Genomic DNA, 933 nt, shown 5'->3' with positions numbered 1-933 from the left:
AAACTTTTTAAGAGACTGAAAACCCTGCCAAGTTGGCAGGGTTTTTTTATGCCTATTCCGCACATACAACATAGATTGTGAAACAAGATTACATAGAAAGATTGTGTCGAAAATCCAAACCTTCAGGTTTGCCTACCAACAGCAACGATGGACTCTCAAGGTTCACTTACGCCAACGACAGCGTGTAACTTAGGAGCAATGGCAACGTCAATACGCTAAAGAAGTTCCCAAACAACACCATGGACGCCACTGTCATCGGTTCGATATTCAGTCGCTCTGCAAATAGATAATTCATGACCGCTGGAGGTAGCATGGTGAACAGCACCATCATTTGTAGTTGCATGGTTGGTAAAGGAATAAACCAATAAATGATTGCAAACGCGATTGCGCCAGTCGTTAACGATTGAACGGTACACAAAACGCCAACTTTTAATCCATCCAGTCTTAGATGACACATTTGTGAGCCAAGAGAAAGCAGCATTACCGGAACAGCGGCTTGCCCTAGTAGTGCTGTTGCTTCATACAACGGTGTCCACGCGCCAATACCTGATAAGTTCAAACATAATGCGAGCGATGCCGATAAGAAAATTGGCATCTTTATGATTTGTTTCAATGGATTCCCGTTACTTAACAACATCACACCTACGCTGATATGTAAGCAAGCTGATACTACAAACAGCAGTACAGCAGAAGAAAGGGCAACTTCGCCAAATGTATAAGTGAACAACGGTATCGCAAGGTTCCCGCTATTTCGAAACATATGAGGTGGAGCCCAAGCTTTAAATGTTAGCCCAGTGATTTTACAAATCGGAATCATGAGTAACCCCGGAATTAAAACCGCAATGATGGCGGCTAAGAGCAGGGGACCTTGTTCAGAGTCGTGCGGCATGCTCACTAATGAGGAAAAGACCAGATCTGGCGTGCATACATCTA

General features: G+C 43.8%; 1 protein-coding gene. It reads right to left on the bottom strand.

Annotated features, from left to right (window positions below; all coding sequences use genetic code 11):
• Positions 1-166 precede the first annotated feature (166 nt).
• Positions 167-933, bottom strand: a 767-nt coding sequence (locus tag R7Q46_RS25570; protein WP_318077994.1) for an AEC family transporter, incomplete at its 5' end; no start/stop codon positions are given.

This window comes from Vibrio sp. 811 (assembly GCF_033339195.1).
Note: the sequence above shows the minus strand (reverse complement) of the source record. Positions and strands in the feature narration are given on the sequence as shown.